This window comes from Bacteroides xylanisolvens (genome assembly GCF_018289135.1).
GTDB lineage: Bacteria > Bacteroidota > Bacteroidia > Bacteroidales > Bacteroidaceae > Bacteroides > Bacteroides xylanisolvens.
In genome coordinates, this window is sequence record NZ_CP072216.1 from 1168708 (window position 1) to 1187597 (window position 18890).

Consider the following 18890-nt stretch of genomic DNA (forward strand, 5'->3'; position numbering starts at 1 on the left):
AGTCTTGTTTAAATCGGAACATATACCACTTTCTTAGTTTGAAAGAACTCTTCTTCGAAACTATCGCTCAAGTTATGAATGACCGTTTTATGCTTGAACGGCATCGTTTCATGCTCCAGTTCGCCACCTTTGAGACAGATCAGTCCGTTGGGTAATGCATTCTGTTGTTTTGAAGAGATATTCTTTTTGATAATCTTAATCAAATCCGCCAAAGGCATTACGGCACGGCTGACAACAAAGTCGAACGTTCGTTTCTCCTCTTCTGCGCGGGCATGACGGAATGTTACATTTTTCAGTCCGATAGCGTTTGCCACTTCGGTTGCTACCCGTACTTTTTTGCCGATACTGTCCACGAGGTGAAATGTCACTTCGGGAAATAAGATGGCTAAAGGAATACCGGGGAAACCTCCTCCTGTACCCAGGTCCATAATGCTGGTTCCGGGGCGAAATTGGATTGTTTTGGCAATGCCTAACGAATGGAGCACGTGATGCTCATATAAATTCTCGATGTCCTTGCGGGAGATTACGTTGATTTTAGAATTCCAGTCAATGTAGAGGTCGTATAGAGCTGCAAACTGTTTGCGCTGCTCTTCCGTCAGATCAGGAAAATATTTCAGTATGATTTCCACTGTTTGAGTTTTGAGTTATAAGTTTTGAATGATAGATGTGGATGAATATCCTATTCTGTCACACGGGAGTGATAACAATAGGATATTCATTGGTGTTCAGCTTTTTATGAAATTTAATTTTTCAGTTCTCCTAGAATTGGGTTACTGCCTAGTAAATGCTCCATCATAGAAAATGGGATTGTTACCTTTACAGGTCCCATAGAATAAGGAGTGATATCGTATACATTATAATAGAAGGTGATTCCTTCTTTGCTTAGATAGAAATTTTCTGTCGGAGCGATGTCCCCGGTGGAAGCATATCCCATATCTTCCAATGCTTCGTGAGTGTTCACTTTATTGTCCGCCATGAGCTGGTTCCAGATCAGGTCGGTCAATGCGTCTTTGTAGTCTCCGACAAAAATATCATCAAGACGGAGCGGGCGCATCAGGGTGAGGTCCATGTTCAGGAAAGTAGCCATGTAAATGCCATGTGCACCTCCGGTATATTCGTTGTAGTCGATACGATATACAAGCAGGTCTTTATCATACAGTTGTACGTGGCTCTCTATACCTTTATAATAAGAATACCAAGCTCCGATGGAAGATTCGTCTTCCTTGTCTTTCTCGTCCTCGGCATACATCGGCTCGAGGTCGCGGCGGTATTCGCTGATATAGTTCTCGGTATATTGCTTTACAACTTCTTCCGGCTTTTCGCCGATGTATTTATCACCGAAGCAGGCCGAAATGAAATAAGAATTCAAACTATCTTTCAGCATATCATCCGATGATTTTACCGGATAGGCAAAATTAATAATAATATTGCAGGCCGGTTTGGCTGTATCACTGAAGAGGTGTGCTGTCTCATTCACTTGAATGCTATCAAACTGTAACGCACCTGTGTTTTTGTTCATCTTGTCATGACAAGAAAACAAAAAGCCGCTTACCGAAAGTATAATTGCAAGCAGACTGACATATTGTTTTTTCATACCCGTTTTTTCTATAAATTCAACATTTGTATTATCATTCACTATTGACAAATATAGATGAAATTCGTGAATCGGGCTAATAAAAACAGAAAAATTTGCAGCTATTTATCCTCTAAAACAGGATTGCCGGATACCATCCACACGTCAATGCTTGCAAACTTTAGTGATATCCACGGTGAATCCATCTTCAGCAGGCATAAATTTCCCTTTCATTTTCAGAAATTCGATAAGGGTATCTACGTCCATTTAGAAACTGTAACATATGTGACAAAACTGCATATTATTCATTGGAAGTTGAAAACAACCATTTCGCTATGCGTTCCTATTCTGAAAGGCGGTCCCCAAAGAGACAATCCGGAAGACACGTACACGTGGCTGTTTCCCCATTGGCGGTAACCGTGGCTTTGCTCGAATATATAATCAGTCACCCAATTAATAGGCCATACCTGTCCGTGATGTGTGTGTCCGCTGAATTGCAGGTCGACGCCGGCAGCTTCTGTTTCTTTCAGGTTGAAGGGTTGATGATCCAGCAAGATGATAGGTTTGCTTTTATCAACATTCGCCATCAGTTCTTGCAGGGAACGGCGTTTGCGATTATGATGGTCATCGCGGCCTATCAGTTGTATGCCGTTGGGGAGTGTCACTACTGAATCACGCAAAAGTTGTATCGGAGTATTCTTTATATATCGGATACTTTCATCGATTCCACTAATGTATTCGTGATTACCAAGAACCATGTAGATGCCCATAGGAGCTTTCAACTCGGCCAGTTCTTCCGCCATATTCTCTGTATAAAGAGGTACAACACTGTTATCAATTAAGTCGCCACTAATCAGTATCAAGTCGGGATGCTGTGCATTTATCATTTCCACATACTTCTTCAGTGAGGCTTTTCCTGTGCCGTTTCCCAGATGAACATCGCTTATCGCGACGATTTTAACTGCGTGAGAAGTATCTTCATTTTGTTTATTAGTTAAAATGTTGACTATATTGGTTTCCGGATGGTGATAGTTGTATAGCCCATATCCCAGCAATCCTAATGTAAACACCAAAGACAGATAAAAACGATATTTGCAGACAACCTTGAATAATCTCAATATATCAAACAACAGCAGGAATAATGCCATGTATAGGGTAAATATCAGCCAACTTGTTCCAATGATGTACATCGAATGGGAGATAAGGACAGGCATTTCCAGGTTACGGGCTAACATCGTGCCGAAGAAAGATAAGGCACATGTCCAAAATAAAACGGTTAAGAGTAATTTTACTCCAAGCGGTTTTACTTTCAGAGCCTGCGTCGCTCTGATAAATATGTAGGTATTCCCTGCCAGATAAAGAGTGATAATGAGGAGTAGATATGTAAGCATAGCGTTTACTTAAAAAAACAATGAATTTATTCGTGGCAAAGATAGGTTTTATTGTTGAGTAAAAAGAGTTAATAGTGCTGATATGACCCTAAAATAGCCAAATAATGAACGGGAAATATGTCTGCAATGAATTGGTATTCAATCTACTGATGATGGAATACGAGGTTATTGGGGGAAGAACCGGTAAGAAATGCATGTATATCTATAGTTTTGAATGAGGATTGAATCTTAATTACGAAAATAGATAGGAAAATTTGTTTTTATTCTTATCTTTGTCCTCTGAAATGAAAAGACTAGCCTACATAACAGCACTAATCCTTTCTCTCCTGATTATCTATTCAGGAGGCGGAGTCTCTATTGTGCGTTATTGCTGTGCCCGTTGTGAGACAGTGCAGAGCTGCTGTGATACAGGCTGTCCGAAGTGTAAAAAGTCTCATACTTGCGATTCAAAGAAAAACTGCAAAGAAAAAGGTTGTACGGCTACGATTTATAAGCTCGACCTGATGAAACACTCTACGGAACTGACCGTATCAGTTTTGGCAGTCGATCTTTTATGTGAGCATTTCTGCTATCTGCTGACTCCGACCTATGCGGATAAACCGGTAGAATTTGATAGTCTGACCTCTCCGCCACCTCTCTGCTCGAGGCAGATGCTGGCGTTATATTCCACTTACATTATTTAGCCACTATTTCTTTCTTATTTAATCCTTTACTTTCAATAGAACATGAAAGTAAAGCAGCACTGAATGCAACTAAGTTGCATGAGAAATGAATTAATTTTGTATCTCGAAAGTAACTTTAGAAAGAATGAAATATATGATAATAGGACTGTTCCTGTTATTTGCCGGCAATATATATGCGCAAGTACGGGGAACAGTGAAAGATAGTACCGGGGAGGCTATTCCGGGTGCCAATGTGTTCTGGATGAATACAGGACAAGGAGTGACAACGAAAGAGGATGGTAGTTTTTCTATCACTAAACCTTCCAAAAGCCACATGCTGATTGTCAGTTTTATCGGTTTTCAGAACGACACGATTCATGTGAGCAGTAAAAATCAACAACTGGATATTGTGCTTCGTGATGGAGTGGAACTGAATGAAGTAAATATTGTCACTCGTAAACTGGGAACGATGAAATTGCGCAGTAGCGTGATGAACGAAGACATGATAAGCAGTGCCGAATTGAGTAGAGCCGCTTGTTGTAACCTGGGGGAAAGTTTTGTGACGAACCCTTCAGTAGATGTGAGTTATTCCGATGCGGCAACAGGAGCCAAACAAATTAAATTGTTGGGGCTGTCCGGCACTTATGTGCAGATGTTGACGGAAAACATTCCGAATTATCGGGGAGCCGCCGCTCCTTATGGATTAGGATATGTCCCCGGCCCGTGGATGCAAAGCATACAGGTTTCCAAAGGAACATCTTCGGTAAAGAATGGCTATGAAGCCATCACAGGACAGATAAACGTAGAATTTAAGAAACCGCAGTTGCCGGAAGCCGATTGGGTGTCTGCCAATCTTTTTGCAAGCACTACCAACCGGTATGAAGCCAATGCGGACGCTACATTGAAAATTTCCAAACGATGGAGCACTTCTCTGCTGGCACATTACGAAAATGAGACCAAGGCGCATGATGGTAATGATGATGGATTTGTGGATATTCCGCAGGTGGAACAATATAATGTGTGGAACCGGTGGGCATATATGGGCGACCATTATGTTTTTCAGGCAGGTATCAAAGCCCTTTCTGAAACACGTACCAGCGGACAGGCCAATCATGGAGGAACAATGCACTCCGGTGATCTGTATAAAGTAGGGATCGATACAGAACGCTATGAATTCTTCACCAAGAATGCCTATATCTTTAATAAGGAGAAGAATACGAACCTGGCTTTGATTCTTTCCACCACTTTACATAATCAGGATGCTACGTATGGACGCAAACTGTATAATGTGGATCAAACCAACGTCTATGCTTCGCTGATGTTTGAAACAGAATTTAATCCGCAAAATAGTTTCTCCGCAGGGGGGAGCTTCAATTATGACGCTTATGACCAACATTACCGTTTGGAAAATACAACGGACAATCCTCTCAAAGCCTTTGAAAAGGAAGCTGTTCCCGGTGCTTACGTGCAATATACGTTGAACCTGAATGATAAATGGATGGTAATGGCCGGTCTGCGTGGTGATTACAGTAACCAACATGGTTTCTTCGTGACTCCGCGTGCGCATCTTAAGTACAATCCGAATGATTATGTGAATTTCCGTCTTTCTGCCGGAAAAGGGTATCGTACCAATCATGTGTTGGCGGAAAACAACTACCTGCTTTCCAGCAGTCGTAAGGTGGAAATAGCAAAGAACCTGGATATGGAAGAAGCGTGGAATTACGGTGCCAGCGTCTCTACTTATATCCCTATATTCGGCAAAACGCTGAATGTGAATGCAGAATACTATTATACGGATTTCCTGAAACAAGTGATCGTAGATATGGATAGCAACCCCCATGAAGTAGCTTTCTACAATTTGGATGGACGCTCTTATTCGCATGTGTTCCAAGTGGAAGCAAGTCATCCTTTCTTCAAAGGATTCACCCTGACAGGTGCTTACCGGCTCACGGATGCGAAAACGACCTACAAAGGTGAACGAATGGAGAAACCGCTGACCAGCAAATATAAAGGACTACTCACGGCCTCTTACCAAACTCCGCTGGGAATATGGCAGTTTGACGCCACACTGCAACTGAATGGCGGCGGCAGGATGCCTACTCCTTATGAGTTGGGAGACGGACAGTTGTCTTGGGAACGTCGTTATGGCAGTTTTGAGCAGTTGAGCTTGCAGGTGACCCGTTACTTCCGCCGCTGGTCTATCTACGTAGGAGGCGAGAACCTGACAAATTTCAAACAAAAGAATCCGATTATCGATGCGGCAAATCCCTGGGGGAACAATTTTGATTCTACCATGATTTGGGGACCGGTGCACGGAGCAAAAGGATATATCGGAATACGTTTTAACTTAGCTAGAAATAGTGAGTAAAAGCAGGAAATAGCGAATGAAAGAAACGATTGCATAATAAAGAATATTAATTTTAAACTGATAAGAAAAATGAGAACAAAAAGATGGATGGCCACTTGCGTGGTGGCTCTTTTGAGTGTAACAGCTGTATTGGCAAAAGATATTCGTGTTGTTGTATTTAAAGTGTCGCAGATGCACTGTGAGAAATGCGAAAAGAAAGTAAAGGACAATATGCGTTTTGAGAAAGGGCTGAAGGATATTTCGACCGAAGTAAAAACGAAAATGGTAACCATTACGTATGACGCTGAAAAAACGAATGTAAAGAAGTTGCAGGCAGGGTTTAATAAGTTCAGTTATGAAGCCGAATTTGTAAAAGAAACAAAGAAAGACGATCAGAAGGCTGATAAGAAGTAATTGAACAAATACCTGTATTAGCTTGTTTCTATAAACAAACAAGGGTTCTTCCCCAACTTCTTTTTCGAGAGGAGGGGAAGGCCGTAAACAATAATTATATGGGTAACACAACAAAAAAGGCATTTCCTGTGCTTAATATGCATTGTGCAGGATGTGCCAATAATGTAGAAAGAACAGTAAAAAAATTGCCGGGAGTCATTGAGGCTTCCGTTAATTTTGCTACCAATACATTGACCGTTTCTTATGAGAAAGAGCAGCTGACTCCCGGAGAGATTCGTGCGGCTGTGCTTGCGGCAGGTTATGATCTGATTGTGGAAGAAGCCCACAAAGAAGAACGCCGGGAAGAGGAACAGCATAAGCGTTACACTCGTTTGAAGTGGAAGGTGATTGGTGCGTGGATTTTGGTAGTACCGTTATTGGTATATTCCATGATACTGATGCATGTGCCATACTCTAATGAGATTCAAATGGTACTTGCTATCCCTGTTATGGTCTTTTTCGGAGGCGGTTTCTTCACCGGAGCCTGGAAACAGGCTAAATTAGGACGGAGCAATATGGATACTTTGGTTGCGCTTAGTACTTCCATTGCTTTTCTGTTCAGTCTGTTCAACACTTTCTTCCCCGAATTCTGGTATGACCGCGGATTGGAACCGCATGTCTATTATGAGGCTTCTGCGGTGATTATCGCTTTCGTTCTTACCGGAAAGTTGATGGAGGAACGTGCCAAAGGAAATACCTCGACAGCCATTCGTAAGTTGATGGGAATGCAGCCTAAAGCGGCTCGTGTTCTGCGCAATGGAGTGGAGGAGGAGATCTTGATTGAAAAACTTCAGGTAGGTGATTTGGTGGTTGTACGCCCGGGAGAGCAAATACCTGTGGACGGTCAGCTTTCCGAAGGCGACTCGTATGTCGATGAAAGTATGATTAGCGGTGAACCGGTTCCGGTAGAAAAGAAGAAAGGTGATAAAGTATTGGCAGGGACGATCAACCAGCGTGGCTCATTTATCATTCGTGCCGCACAGGTAGGCAGTGAAACCGTGCTTGCCCGTATTATCTCTATGGTGCAGGAAGCGCAGGGTAGCAAAGCTCCCGTACAGCGCATTGTCGATCGTATTACGGGGATTTTTGTACCTGTCGTATTGGGCATTGCCATTCTGACATTTGTATTGTGGGTCACCATTGGTGGTAGTGAATATATCTCTTATGGTATTTTGTCGGCTGTTTCTGTTCTTGTCATTGCTTGTCCATGTGCTTTGGGGCTTGCTACACCTACTGCGTTGATGGTGGGTATAGGTAAAGCTGCCAGCCAGCATATTCTGATTAAAGATGCAGTGGCTTTGGAACAAATGCGCAAAGTAGATGTCGTTGTTCTGGATAAAACGGGAACACTGACTGAAGGACATCCTACAGCTACCGGATGGTTATGGGCGCAGTCGCAGGAACCACATTTCAAAGATGTACTTTTAGCTGCGGAAATGAAATCGGAGCATCCGCTTGCCGGCGCTATTGTCTCTGCGCTTCAGGACGAAGAAAAAATAAAACCTGCCGCGTTGGATAGCTTTGAAAGCATTACGGGAAAAGGAATCAAAGCCTCGTATGAGGGACATACTTACTGGGTAGGTAGTCATAAACTCCTGAAAGATTTCAGTGCGACAGTAAGCGATGTGATGGCTGAAATGCTGGTTCACTATGAATCGGACGGTAACGGCATCATTTACTTTGGACGTGAAAACGAGTTGCTGGCTATCATTGCTGTTTCCGACCCGATAAAGGCTACTTCTGCCGAAGCAGTGAAGGAACTGAAACGTCAAGGGATTGACATCTGTATGCTGACGGGGGACGGACAACGGACTGCACTAGCCGTTTCTTCCCGTTTAGGAATCGAACGTTTTGTTGCCGACGCTCTACCGGACGATAAGGCCGAATTTGTACGTGAGCTTCAAATGCAGGGAAAGAAGGTTGCGATGGTGGGCGATGGTATCAATGATTCGCAGGCACTGGCATTGGCTGACGTCAGCATTGCCATGGGAAAAGGAACTGATATTGCTATGGACGTGGCTATGGTGACTTTGATGACATCGGACTTGTTGCTGCTTCCTAAAGCCTTCCAGTTGTCAAAGCAGACGGTCAAACTGATTCATCAGAATCTTTTCTGGGCGTTTATTTACAACCTGATTGGTATTCCTATTGCTGCCGGTATCTTGTTCCCGCTGAATGGTTTGCTGTTGAATCCGATGCTGGCAAGTGCCGCAATGGCGTTCTCCAGTGTGAGCGTAGTGCTCAATTCGTTGAGTTTGGGACGAAAATAAGAAACGAACTATAAAAAGACAGGAACCTGTAAGCTGTAAACGATGAATGGCAAGCTGTTATTTATGAACAGCGAACTGTAAATAATAGACGGTGAATACTTTGCGGATAATGCGCAATTTATTCACCGTTCATTGTTTTGCAACTCACCATTTATGTTTTCTATCGTTCTTCGTGAAAATTATCTGTTTCTAAAGTCCAATGGTGTCATTCCTACATATCGTCTGAAATACTTGCCAAAGAAAGAGGCGCTGGGGAAGTTTAGAGAATATGCTATCTCTTGGATAGTCATATTGGTACCTTTCAGTTTGGCTTTAGCATCCATGATAACGATATAAGCAATGGTGTCCAAAACACTTTTACCTGTCACTTGTCTCACAGTCGTGCTTAAATGTTGAAGAGATATTCCTAGTTTATCTGCGTAGAATTGTGCACGACGTTCGTTTTTATAATTCTCGGTGATGGCTTGAATCAGTTCCCGGCAGATTTCCTTTTTGCGGTTCGAACTGCTGTTTTCGCCCGGAAATTTATGATATATCAGTCGTATGCTTGTCAGGATAGTCTGAAGAGACAATTCGACCAATTCAGAATCCATTTCGAAGTTCTCATTGCAACTGGCCCGTGATAATAGAGCAAAATAGTCTTTCAGATAACTGGCTACTTCTTCATTAAGAGGAACTACCGGCTGTTCTATCAGTTTGGGGTATGCGTTACCAATATTCTTCATCAGATTGATCCGTCCGGTACAATGAGCAGAGAAGCCGGCAAAGCAAAGGCATACTTTTTCCGTTCTTTCCCGAAACTGAATGATTGTTCCCGGTAATAATGTTATTAAGTCATTGGGGTGAATTTCGTAATCAAGCAGATTGATGGAGGCTTTCATCGAACCTTCGGTACAGATGGCAACAATACATGCTTGCAACCGGCAAGATTGCTTGTAAATATTGAGAATGTCTTCTGTTACATTCGTCCATGCTAATACTTCGGTAGGCAAGTCTACCTGTGGAAAGTCCATTTTCATAGTTGTGTTTGTTATATTGGGCCAACAAATGTACGCATTTTCTTTTTATTTCTTACCTTTGTTTTTATGAAAACATTTTTTATTGATTGGAATTTGATACCATACGCCGAAGCATGGCAACGGCAGACAGAATGGTTTGATAACATTGTCCGGGCAAAAGTTCAGGGCGAGAGTTATGAAAACCGTATTGTGATGTGCGAACATCCCCATGTTTATACATTAGGACGTAGCGGGAAAGAAAATAATATGCTGTTGAGTGATGAACAACTGAAAGCAATTGATGCCACCCTTTATCATATTGATCGGGGAGGGGACATTACTTATCATGGTCCGGGACAACTGGTGTGTTATCCGATAGTAAACCTGGAAGAATTTCAGTTAGGATTGAAAGAGTACGTTCATTTGCTGGAAGAAGCGGTGATTCGGGTATGTGCTTCTTATGGCATTGAGGCCGGACGTTTGGCGAAAGCGACAGGAGTCTGGTTGGAAGGTGATACGCCTCGTGCGCGTAAGATTTGTGCTATCGGAGTGAGGAGCAGCCATTATGTCACGATGCATGGACTGGCTCTGAATGTGAATACCGATTTACGTTATTTCAGTTATATCCACCCTTGCGGATTTATAGATAAAGGCGTCACTTCTCTTCGTCAGGAATTAAAGCACGATGTGCCGATGGACGAAGTGAAGCAACGCCTCGAAGAGGAACTTAGAAAACTATTCCAACTCCCAGTTGCCAGGTGCGGCGCATAAAGCAATCTTTATCAGCCAAGGCGTATGAGAAGTCTGCACGTATCGGCCAGAAGTTTATTCCGCAGCCTAGGGTGCCGTAGTTGCCTACTCCTTTGTCTTTGTCTCCGAAATGGTATCCCGCACGGACAACACCATATTTCAGGAAATTATATTCGGCTCCTATGCCAGCCTGGAGATGACGGATTTCAGAAGGGAGCAGATAGTTGAAGTCGAGCGCAACCTGCAAACGGTTTTCTATGCTGAATGGCAGGTCGATTGTACCTCCCAATCCTAATCTGGCGGGTAACTTTTGTCCGTCCAGCTTTTTGCCTAAGTTGGCAGCTTGGAAACCAATGCTCCAGGAAGCCATTTCGTCCAATAAAGCCATATTGCGATAGTAGGTCGCGCCGAAGTCCAGACAAACGCTATTCTTGCTGTCTGCGTTTTCCGCGGCTTTGGCTTGCAGGTATCTGAACGTTAATGAAAGAGACAGATTTTTGGCTACATTTCTGAAATAAGCAGCTTCTAAATCCCAGATATGAGGACGGTAATCGAGCACCTTAGGATCTTTGAAATGCCGGAAACCTACAGCAAATCCATGTATGCCTTCCCTTCCGATCCGGTAGAAAAGAGAGGCGCTATGTAGCGCATAATCTTGGTTGATCTTAGCGTATGAATAACTCGCACCCATCACTTCTTGTGAGAAAGCGATGGTAGAAGCATTATGAAAAATAGCTGTACTACCGTTGTCGGTGGTAGCTAATCCTGTACCTGCCATACCTGCCGATTGGGCGTCCGGAGTAAGTTCCAGAAAATAGGCGCTTGCCATTTCTTGTGCTCCCAGCAAAGTGGGGAATAAGCACGAGGCGAGAAGGAAATGTTTTACTCGTTTCATAATCAGTTATTTTTAGAGTGAGACATCCGGACAACACGTATGCCTGTCCACGATTTATTGTTGTTTAGCATGTGATTGAGAGGTTCGTCGCTGACAACTACTTTTCCCAATGTAGAAGAAGCGTGCAGCAGGTGCAGTTTTCCCTCTTTATATTCTGCTATTCCCACATGAGCAATGTCCAGTCCGGGCATCTTCGTTGTAATAGCAATAATGTCTCCATTCATGATCCAGGGCAATCCGGCTTCCGGCAGTTCGCTTTTCGGCAACCAATGTACGACTTTTCCGGAGATTGCTTTTTCATATTCGGCCATTTGTCGTACATTTTCCGGCGAATCAGCCAATTTTTTATATTGCTTGGGATGGGTAGACATATACGAAAGAGAGATTTTCTGGGTATGCGCACTGTTTTTGGCAGTAATATCGGTGAGGAATCCGTGGCGGATTCCGTTCTCTATCCATTCGGAAGTATAATGCAACCGGGAAGGATAACCGTTGATGATGCCGTCCCGATAACGTATTTTTTGCAGATTGTCGGCAAAGGAAGAACCGAGTGCCTGTGCCAACGTGTATTCTACGAAAGTGAGGCAATCTACGGCATCAGTCCGGATCACTAATGATTCTTCTCCGTCTTGATCTAATGTGTTAGCCACGTATTTAGTTCCCAAGTAAGATTTTCCGATTCGTAACATGGGTTCGGGATTTTCCGGGAATACAACGCCGTCGCGCAACCATTTCTCCAATTCCTGTGTCCATTGTTGCTTATATTTAAAATGATCCTGAAATCCCCAGCCATGTCCTCCGGTAGGATAAACATGGAGAGTTGCCGGAACCTTGTTTTTCTGTAAAGCAAGGTAATAGTTTACTCCGTGGTAAGGTGCTACGGAAGGGTCGTCGGAGGTAAGAGCGATAAATGCTTGTGGAGTATCGGGCGTTACTTGCAATTCGGCAGAAAACTTCTGTATTTGTTCCATTGTTGGATTTTTGCCTAGCAATGCAGTTCTTGTATTTCCACGGGTGACTTGCATCATCGTAACCACCGGATAAAGTAATATCTGAAAGTCCGGACGTGTTTCCGAATTGTAGTGAGTGGCAAGTGTAGCAGTTAAATGCCCTCCCGCAGAGGCTCCCATTAATCCTACCTTGTAAGGATTAACATTCCATTCTTTGGCATGTTGGCGTACCATGCGAATGGCTTGTTCGGCGTCTGATACGGGGACTTCCCAATGTCCGTTCGGCATCCGGTATTTTAATACCATATAGGTAATACCTTGTCCGCAGAACCAGGGAGCCATATCATACCCCTCTCCATCCATACCCAGTCCACGATACCCGCCTCCGGGACACATGATAATAGCCATTCCATTCGGCTTTTCCGGGTGGTAGACCGTCAGGGTGGGATGCGTGACATTCGTGACAAAATGAGGACGCGTTTCCTGCTCCTCTCCGGTTAGTCCACTGGAGTTGGGAGCACCGTCGGGCCACAAAGGTAGCTCGACGGGCTGCTGCGCAAATGATATGGCAGTTACAAGCGATACTATAATGGATAATAGTCTCCTCATAATTATTTATTTAACTTTCATTGAAGCCTTTATAAAGTAAAGAATCAGTAAGGCATACGCTCCTAATGCCAACACTTCTGACCAAGTATTGTTCAACCATGCCTCATTAACCAGATTGATTCCACCAAAGCGCATCGCGGCACTGATTACTCCCATCAATGCACCTCCGGCAATGAAACCGGATGCCAGTAAAGTTCCTTTTTCACCTCTTTCCGTATTCAGAGATGCATCTTTGCTACGTGTTGTAACAAACCAATTCACTGCTCCACCCACTACCAACGGTACATTCAGTTCCAATGGAATAAACATACCCAATGCGAAAGCTAATGCAGGAATTTTACAAAGAGTCAGAATAATTGCTAAGACAGCACCAATGCCATATAACAACCAGGGTGCACCTACACCGCTCATCAGTGGTTCGATCACGGCCGCCATCGCATTTGCTTGTGGAGCAGCCAGTGCGCCACTTGTAAATCCGTATGTCTTATTCAGGATAATCATTACACCGCCTACTGTTGCAGCCGATACGATTGTTCCCAAGAACTTCCATGTTTCCTGTTTGGCAGGCGTACTTCCGAGCCAGTAACCAATCTTCAAGTCGGTGATAAAACCTCCTGCCATCGACAGCGCGGTACATACTACGCCACCCATTACCAATGCGGCAACCATGCCCGAAGGACCTTTCAGTCCGACAGCTACCATCACTACGGAAGCCAATATCAGTGTCATCAATGTCATTCCCGAAACCGGATTAGTACCAACAATCGCAATGGCATTAGCTGCTACTGTGGTGAACAGGAAAGAGATGCCGGCAACCAATACAATGGCTACCAATGTATGCAACAGATTCCCTTGCATGACATCAAGATAGAAGAATAATACGATTAATATCAGTGTGATGATGGAACCGATGGCGATAATTTTCATAGAAAGATCCCGTTGTGTGCGGATAATGCTTTTCTCTACATTCCCTTTACCGCCCATCTCTTTGGCTGCCAGTCCGACAGCGCTCTTGATGATGCTCCAGGAACGGATAATACCGATCACACCTGCCATAGCGATACCGCCGATACCGATGCTCTTGGCATAATATTTGAATATTTCTTCCGGACTCATCATACCTACGGTAGAGGTAATTTCCGGATTCCATGCATTCAGTACACTGTCACCCCAGATAGCAGACATTCCCGGAATGATAATCCACCACACAGCCAGTGAACCGGCACAAATGATGGAAGCATATTTCAGTCCGACGATATATCCCAAACCAAGTACAGCGGCACCAGTGTTTACCTTGAATACTAATTTCGCCTTTTCTGCCAGCATTTCTCCGGCACTGCAAACACGGGTGGTAAAGTTCTCGTTCCACCATCCGAATGTCGCTACGATGAAGTCATATAATCCACCGATCATACCTGCCATCAATAACGGTTTGGCCTGGCTGCCACCTTTTTCGCCGGAGATCAACACCTGTGTAGTGGCTGTTGCTTCCGGGAAAGGATATTTTCCATGCATGTCGCTGACGAAGTATTTACGGAAAGGAATCAGGAATAGAATACCCAATACGCCACCCAATAAAGAGCTGATGAATACCTGCATGAAGGTAACCGTCATCTCGGGATATTTAGCTTGGAGAATATAAAGAGCGGGGAGGGTGAAGATCGCTCCGGCAACGATTACTCCGGAACAAGCTCCGATAGACTGGATAATCACATTTTCGCCCAACGCATTTTTTCTTTTGGCAGCTCCGGAAACTCCTACGGCAATGATCGCAATTGGAATAGCTGCTTCAAATACCTGTCCGACCTTCAACCCCAGATAGGCAGCGGCGGCCGAAAAAAGGATTGCCATGGCAATACCCCATGCTACTGACCAGATATTAACTTCCGGATAATTTTTAGAGGGACCCATCAACGGGTTGTACACTTCCCCGGGTTTCAACTCTCTGAACGCATTCTCGGGTAACCCAGTGAATTTGTCTTCTTCTTGTTTCATAGTTTTTATAATTTGCTAATGTGTTAATTTACATTTCCGTCCTCAAAGTAAACAAAAAAAAAGGAGAACCGAAAGATTCTCCTTTATGTAATAGTCTATTTTTTCCTACTTTGCATCTTTTGCTGTCATATCGCCCTCGATATACAATCTTACCATCTCTGTTTTGGCGTTGGTACGCAAGGTGATTGATTTTTTGAAATGTCCCGGATATTTGCCTGTTCCGTTATAAGTCACCTTGATTGTTCCTTTTTTACCCGGCATGATGGGTTCCTTTGTATATTCGGGTACTGTACATCCGCAAGAGGCTACAGCCTGATGGATCACCAGAGGGGCATCGCCGATATTAGTAAAGGTAAATGTGCAACTGACAACCGGGCTGTTTTCAGAAAACTTACCGAAATCGTGAGTTGTTTTGTCAAACTTGATATCTGCATTTGTTTGTGCAAATGCAAAGCTTACGCCCATTACTAACAGGGTCATTAAAAAAAGTATCTTTTTCATTTTTCCTTCTCTTTTTGATTACAAACGACAAAGATAATGCTTTTCCCCTAAAATATACTTTATGGAGTGCGAAATAGTATTAAACGATTCTCTTTTGCTATTTTGAGAGTTGGAATCCGAGCATCATTCCATCGTAATTTTCGGCCAGTGAACTAACTGTTTTCAGTGCGGTACTGCTACTTTTGCTACCGATGAAAGCCATTAGTTTCAACAGTTTGTCCGAGTTGAACAGTAACTCCAGTGAGCTGGAACTGCAATTTACTTTAGCGTGCAGATTCAGAAGTTTCAAATACTTCAAATCAACTTGTTTGGTTGAAGCATTGTAGGAGTAAGTGCCTTTCAATGTTTTCTTGCCCACCGTGCTGGTGAAAGTACTGTCGGCATTGAAAGTGAAACTCATTTGGCCGTCTTTAATACCTATTTTGCTTAATTGTTCGTTCAGCTTATTTTCAGCCATAGTGGCTGCGGCAGCTCCGCCTGCTTTCATTAGTAAGTTATCCGATTCGAACTCTACGGCCGAACCTTTGTAGTTCCATGTTCCGGTCATGTCGATAGATTCGGTGGTTCCGGTGATGGCATTCACTACTTTTGAAATGTTGTCCTTATTTAATAAGTCGGACCATGATTGCGCCTGGCTGTTAGTTGCCGTTAGCATAAATACTGCCAAAAAGGCAATAGATAAAAAACTCTTTTTCATTTTCATTCTTCTTTCATTTAACATTGAGATCCTTGTTTATGTTTTCTATGTAGTTGAGTATATCAACACGTCCTGTGCGGTCTTCCGAGGAAGATACGAAGTGAGGAGGGAGCTCTTCCCATTGTTTGCCCAACTCACGTAAATAGGCATTGATATTCATTTTTAAACGTCCACCTTTTAGCTTGTCGGCTTTGGTAAAGATGATAGAGAAGGGGATACCGTTCTCGCCCAGCCATTCCATAAACTCGAGGTCTATTTTTTGAGGTTCCAGCCGGCTGTCTATCAGGACAAAGAGGTTGGTCATTTGTTCCCGTTCCAAGATATAATCTTCGATTATGGTGCGTATCTGGTCTTTCCCTTTTTGTCCGCGTCGGGCATAGCCATATCCCGGAAGGTCGACGAGATACCAATTCTTATTGATAAGGAAGTGGTTGATTAACATCGTTTTTCCCGGAGTAGAAGAGGTCATGGCCAGACCTTTACGGCTGGTCAACATATTGATAAGACTCGATTTTCCCACATTCGAACGGCCTATAAAGGCATATTCCGGGAAAATGCCGGCCGGGCATTTCTTCACGTCCGTATTGCTAATCACAAATTCAGCACTTGTTATTTCCATTTTCTTGTCATTTATTTCTTTGTAACATCGTTTTTCCCTTTTTTAGACATACAAATTAACCCCGCAAAGGTAAGCGTTCCATTTAACATTAGCAATTCATAACCGAATTTATATCCGGTTTCTTTTCCAATCCACCAGTCGGCAAGATAGCAGATCAGTGGTGAAAGGATGGCTATGAGAGGAACCCACCGGTCGTTCGTTTGCCTGCGTGTAAAAAGTCCGAAAGCAAACATTCCAAGCAGGGGGCCGTATGTGTAGGAGGCGATGATATATATGGCGTCAATAACGCTCTTATTATTGAGTATTTCTACCAGGCAGATGAAGAATGCCAATAAGACTGATAACGATAAATGCACTTTGCCTCTTTTGCGACGTGCCGTTTCTTCTGTGTCTTTTTCCGTATTCAGCAGGTCTACGCATACACTGGTTGTCATGGCTGTCAGGGCGGAATCCGAGTTGCTGAAAGCTGCTGCGATAATGCCGATTGTAAAAAGTACCAATACGGATTGTCCCAGATAACCTTGGGCTGCAAACATGGGTAGTATATCATCATTCATGGCTGGCAGTTCGAGTTGCATCTGTCCCGCTAGCGCTATCAATAGAATTCCCAGGCATAAAAAAAGGAAATTTAGCGGAATGAATGAGAAACCGTAGCAGTACATGTTTTTTTGTGCTTCCCGGAGGTTCCGGCAAGAAAGATTCTTTTGCATCATATCCTGATCCAGTCCGGTCATTACGATGACGATGAAGATACCACTTAAAAACTGTTTGAAGAAGTTCTGTCGGGATATCCAGTCGTCAAATACAAAAATACGGCTGTGTTCGCTGTTTTGGATTGTTTGCACAATGCCGCTGAAATTAAGGTCTAATCTTTGGATTGTAAAATAGATGATAAAAATCAGAGCGGCAATCAGGCAAAATGTTTGTAAGGTATCTGTCCACACGATGGTCTTTATTCCGCTTTTATGAGTATATATCCATACCAATGCAACCGAACCGACAGCAATCAGCCAAAAAGGAACGTGCATTTCCTGAAATACATACGTATGGAGAATGAGGCATACCAGATAAAGTTTGGCTGCGGTTCCCAACATGCGTGACAGCAGAAAGAAAAAGGAACCGGTGCGATAGGCACGCACTCCGATGCGGGTGCCGAGGTATCCGTAGATACTTGTCAGATTCAATTTATAATATAAAGGAAGTAAGATATGGGCTACGGCCATGTATCCGAAGAAAAATCCGAGTACCGTTTGCATATACGTCATATCCATTCCGCGCACCATTCCCGGTACAGAAACGAAAGTGACTCCGGAGATGGAGGCGCCAATCATTCCAAAAGAGACTATGTACCAAGGTGATTGGTTCTCTCCCTTGAAGAATGCTGCATTCGATCCTCCCTTACGTCCGGTGATACGGGCTATTAGTAATAATACCGCGAAGTAGCAAAGAATAGTGACTAGTATCATCATAACAGATGCAAAGGTAGCAATTTTTGTAGGTATTAAAAACAATAATCTGTATCTTTGCAAGGTTTTATCGATAGAACAGCAAATATTATCTATGAACCAACAATATCCTTCTATACTGCTTGAAAAGGCAGTCGGCGAATTTTCCAAACTTCCGGGTATCGGGCGTAAGACGGCTATGAGGCTTGTTCTGCATCTGCTCCGTCAGGATACGGCTACGGTGGAAGCATTCGGAAATTCTATCATAACATTGAAACGTGAGGTGAAATACTGCAAAGTGTGTCATAATATATCCGATACTGAAACTTGCCAGATTTGCGCTAATCCGCAACGGGATGCTTCCACTGTCTGTGTGGTGGAAAATATCCGTGATGTAATGGCGGTAGAGGCAACCCAGCAGTATCGAGGGCTTTATCACGTTTTGGGAGGAGTCATTTCTCCAATGGACGGAGTCGGACCGAGTGACCTTCAAATTGAAAGCCTGGTGCAGCGGGTGGCTGAAGGTGGAATCAAAGAAGTTATTTTGGCGTTGAGCACCACGATGGAGGGCGATACTACCAACTTCTACATCTATCGCAAGCTGGATAAACTAGGGGTTAAACTAAGTGTGATAGCCCGTGGCATATCGGTTGGTGATGAACTTGAATATGCCGATGAAGTGACTTTAGGACGCAGCATTGTGAACCGGACGCTTTTTACCGGAACTGTATAATC

17 protein-coding genes and 1 pseudogene are annotated in these 18890 nt (G+C 43.5%); 6 read left to right on the forward strand and 12 right to left on the reverse strand.

The genetic code is table 11. The features are described 5' to 3' along the window. Window positions 1-8: 8 nt before the first annotated feature. The 4 genes and pseudogenes from rsmG to INE92_RS04985 form a co-directional block, all read right to left on the reverse strand. Window positions 9-629 carry a 16S rRNA (guanine(527)-N(7))-methyltransferase RsmG gene (rsmG, locus tag INE92_RS04970; RefSeq protein WP_008640602.1) on the reverse strand — a complete coding sequence of 207 codons (621 nt, stop codon included), beginning with the start codon at window positions 627-629 and terminating at the stop codon, window positions 9-11. A gap of 113 nt (window positions 630-742) precedes the next feature. Further along, entirely contained in the window at window positions 743-1594 is an 852-nt protein-coding gene (locus INE92_RS04975; protein WP_008640601.1) for a DUF3298 and DUF4163 domain-containing protein, read from the reverse strand. Between the two features lie 144 nt (window positions 1595-1738). After that, a pseudogene (locus INE92_RS04980) lies at window positions 1739-1840 on the reverse strand (DUF2492 family protein); the annotation flags it as partial. A 38-nt stretch (window positions 1841-1878) separates the two neighbouring features. Next, window positions 1879-2964 (reverse strand): metallophosphoesterase, encoded by a 1086-nt coding sequence (locus tag INE92_RS04985; protein WP_008640599.1) that lies wholly within the window; start codon window positions 2962-2964, stop codon window positions 1879-1881. Window positions 2965-3248: 284 nt separating this feature from the next. Between INE92_RS04985 and INE92_RS04990 the strand changes: the two genes are divergently transcribed. From INE92_RS04990 to INE92_RS05005, 4 genes are all read left to right on the forward strand, one after another. Further along, entirely contained in the window at window positions 3249-3647 is a 399-nt protein-coding gene (locus INE92_RS04990; RefSeq protein WP_008640595.1) for a hypothetical protein, read from the forward strand. A 124-nt stretch (window positions 3648-3771) separates the two neighbouring features. Continuing rightward, on the forward strand, window positions 3772-5994 hold the full coding sequence (locus INE92_RS04995) for a TonB-dependent receptor (RefSeq protein WP_195435764.1): 2223 nt from the start codon (window positions 3772-3774) through the stop codon (window positions 5992-5994). Between the two features lie 69 nt (window positions 5995-6063). Continuing rightward, entirely contained in the window at window positions 6064-6387 is a 324-nt protein-coding gene (locus INE92_RS05000; RefSeq protein ID WP_004300412.1) for a heavy-metal-associated domain-containing protein, read from the forward strand. Between the two features lie 98 nt (window positions 6388-6485). Next, window positions 6486-8696, forward strand: coding sequence for a heavy metal translocating P-type ATPase (locus INE92_RS05005; protein WP_151921391.1), 2211 nt, complete (start codon window positions 6486-6488; stop codon window positions 8694-8696). Window positions 8697-8875: 179 nt separating this feature from the next. Here INE92_RS05005 and INE92_RS05010 read toward each other — a convergent pair whose 3' ends face one another. Then, entirely contained in the window at window positions 8876-9715 is an 840-nt protein-coding gene (locus INE92_RS05010; protein ID WP_015531226.1) for a helix-turn-helix domain-containing protein, read from the reverse strand. A gap of 66 nt (window positions 9716-9781) precedes the next feature. Here INE92_RS05010 and lipB point away from each other — a divergent pair, with 66 nt between their 5' ends. Then, entirely contained in the window at window positions 9782-10465 is a 684-nt protein-coding gene (gene lipB, locus INE92_RS05015; protein ID WP_004315894.1) for a lipoyl(octanoyl) transferase LipB, read from the forward strand. On the opposite strand, the gene INE92_RS05020 is transcribed toward lipB, so the two are convergent. The 7 genes from INE92_RS05020 to INE92_RS05050 all read right to left on the reverse strand — a co-directional run bounded on the left by INE92_RS05020 (window position 10422) and on the right by INE92_RS05050 (window position 18179). Further along, window positions 10422-11339: a PorV/PorQ family protein gene (locus INE92_RS05020; RefSeq protein WP_004315893.1), complete on the reverse strand. Its 918-nt coding sequence runs from the start codon at window positions 11337-11339 to the stop codon at window positions 10422-10424. The two genes, lipB and INE92_RS05020, sit on opposite strands and share 44 nt — an antisense overlap. A 2-nt stretch (window positions 11340-11341) precedes the next feature. Beyond that, a complete protein-coding gene (locus INE92_RS05025) occupies window positions 11342-12898 on the reverse strand; it encodes an N-acetylmuramoyl-L-alanine amidase-like domain-containing protein (protein WP_032849483.1) in 1557 nt (518 codons plus the stop codon). A 6-nt stretch (window positions 12899-12904) separates the two neighbouring features. Beyond that, complete coding sequence (locus tag INE92_RS05030) at window positions 12905-14893, reverse strand: OPT family oligopeptide transporter (protein ID WP_004300419.1); 1989 nt, start codon at window positions 14891-14893, stop codon at window positions 12905-12907. Between the two features lie 105 nt (window positions 14894-14998). After that, window positions 14999-15394, reverse strand: a complete 396-nt coding sequence (locus INE92_RS05035) for a DUF1573 domain-containing protein (RefSeq protein ID WP_004300420.1) — start codon at window positions 15392-15394, stop codon at window positions 14999-15001. A gap of 97 nt (window positions 15395-15491) precedes the next feature. Continuing rightward, window positions 15492-16115 (reverse strand): DUF4923 family protein, encoded by a 624-nt coding sequence (locus INE92_RS05040; RefSeq protein ID WP_195435761.1) that lies wholly within the window; start codon window positions 16113-16115, stop codon window positions 15492-15494. After that, complete coding sequence (gene yihA / locus INE92_RS05045) at window positions 16105-16710, reverse strand: ribosome biogenesis GTP-binding protein YihA/YsxC (RefSeq protein ID WP_004315890.1); 606 nt, start codon at window positions 16708-16710, stop codon at window positions 16105-16107. Before yihA ends, INE92_RS05040 begins: the two co-directional genes overlap by 11 nt. 11 nt (window positions 16711-16721) lie before the next feature. Further along, complete coding sequence (locus INE92_RS05050) at window positions 16722-18179, reverse strand: sodium:solute symporter (protein WP_212701975.1); 1458 nt, start codon at window positions 18177-18179, stop codon at window positions 16722-16724. 91 nt (window positions 18180-18270) lie between these two features. Between INE92_RS05050 and recR the strand changes: the two genes are divergently transcribed. Continuing rightward, window positions 18271-18888 (forward strand): recombination mediator RecR, encoded by a 618-nt coding sequence (gene recR / locus INE92_RS05055; RefSeq protein WP_004306273.1) that lies wholly within the window; start codon window positions 18271-18273, stop codon window positions 18886-18888. The last annotated feature ends 2 nt before the right edge of the window (window positions 18889-18890 follow it).

Coding starts and splice junctions, on each gene's coding strand:
- INE92_RS04975 (WP_008640601.1), bottom strand. CDS start 1,594: ATGAAAAAACAATATGTCAGTCTGCTTGCAATTATACTTTCGGTAAGC.
- INE92_RS04985 (WP_008640599.1), bottom strand. CDS start 2,964: ATGCTTACATATCTACTCCTCATTATCACTCTTTATCTGGCAGGGAAT.
- INE92_RS04990 (WP_008640595.1), top strand. CDS start 3,249: ATGAAAAGACTAGCCTACATAACAGCACTAATCCTTTCTCTCCTGATT.
- INE92_RS04995 (WP_195435764.1), top strand. CDS start 3,772: ATGAAATATATGATAATAGGACTGTTCCTGTTATTTGCCGGCAATATA.
- INE92_RS05000 (WP_004300412.1), top strand. CDS start 6,064: ATGAGAACAAAAAGATGGATGGCCACTTGCGTGGTGGCTCTTTTGAGT.
- INE92_RS05005 (WP_151921391.1), top strand. CDS start 6,486: ATGGGTAACACAACAAAAAAGGCATTTCCTGTGCTTAATATGCATTGT.
- INE92_RS05010 (WP_015531226.1), bottom strand. CDS start 9,715: ATGAAAATGGACTTTCCACAGGTAGACTTGCCTACCGAAGTATTAGCA.
- lipB (WP_004315894.1), top strand. CDS start 9,782: ATGAAAACATTTTTTATTGATTGGAATTTGATACCATACGCCGAAGCA.
- INE92_RS05020 (WP_004315893.1), bottom strand. CDS start 11,339: ATGAAACGAGTAAAACATTTCCTTCTCGCCTCGTGCTTATTCCCCACT.
- INE92_RS05025 (WP_032849483.1), bottom strand. CDS start 12,898: ATGAGGAGACTATTATCCATTATAGTATCGCTTGTAACTGCCATATCA.
- INE92_RS05030 (WP_004300419.1), bottom strand. CDS start 14,893: ATGAAACAAGAAGAAGACAAATTCACTGGGTTACCCGAGAATGCGTTC.
- INE92_RS05035 (WP_004300420.1), bottom strand. CDS start 15,394: ATGAAAAAGATACTTTTTTTAATGACCCTGTTAGTAATGGGCGTAAGC.
- INE92_RS05040 (WP_195435761.1), bottom strand. CDS start 16,115: ATGTTAAATGAAAGAAGAATGAAAATGAAAAAGAGTTTTTTATCTATT.
- yihA (WP_004315890.1), bottom strand. CDS start 16,710: ATGGAAATAACAAGTGCTGAATTTGTGATTAGCAATACGGACGTGAAG.
- INE92_RS05050 (WP_212701975.1), bottom strand. CDS start 18,179: ATGATGATACTAGTCACTATTCTTTGCTACTTCGCGGTATTATTACTA.
- recR (WP_004306273.1), top strand. CDS start 18,271: ATGAACCAACAATATCCTTCTATACTGCTTGAAAAGGCAGTCGGCGAA.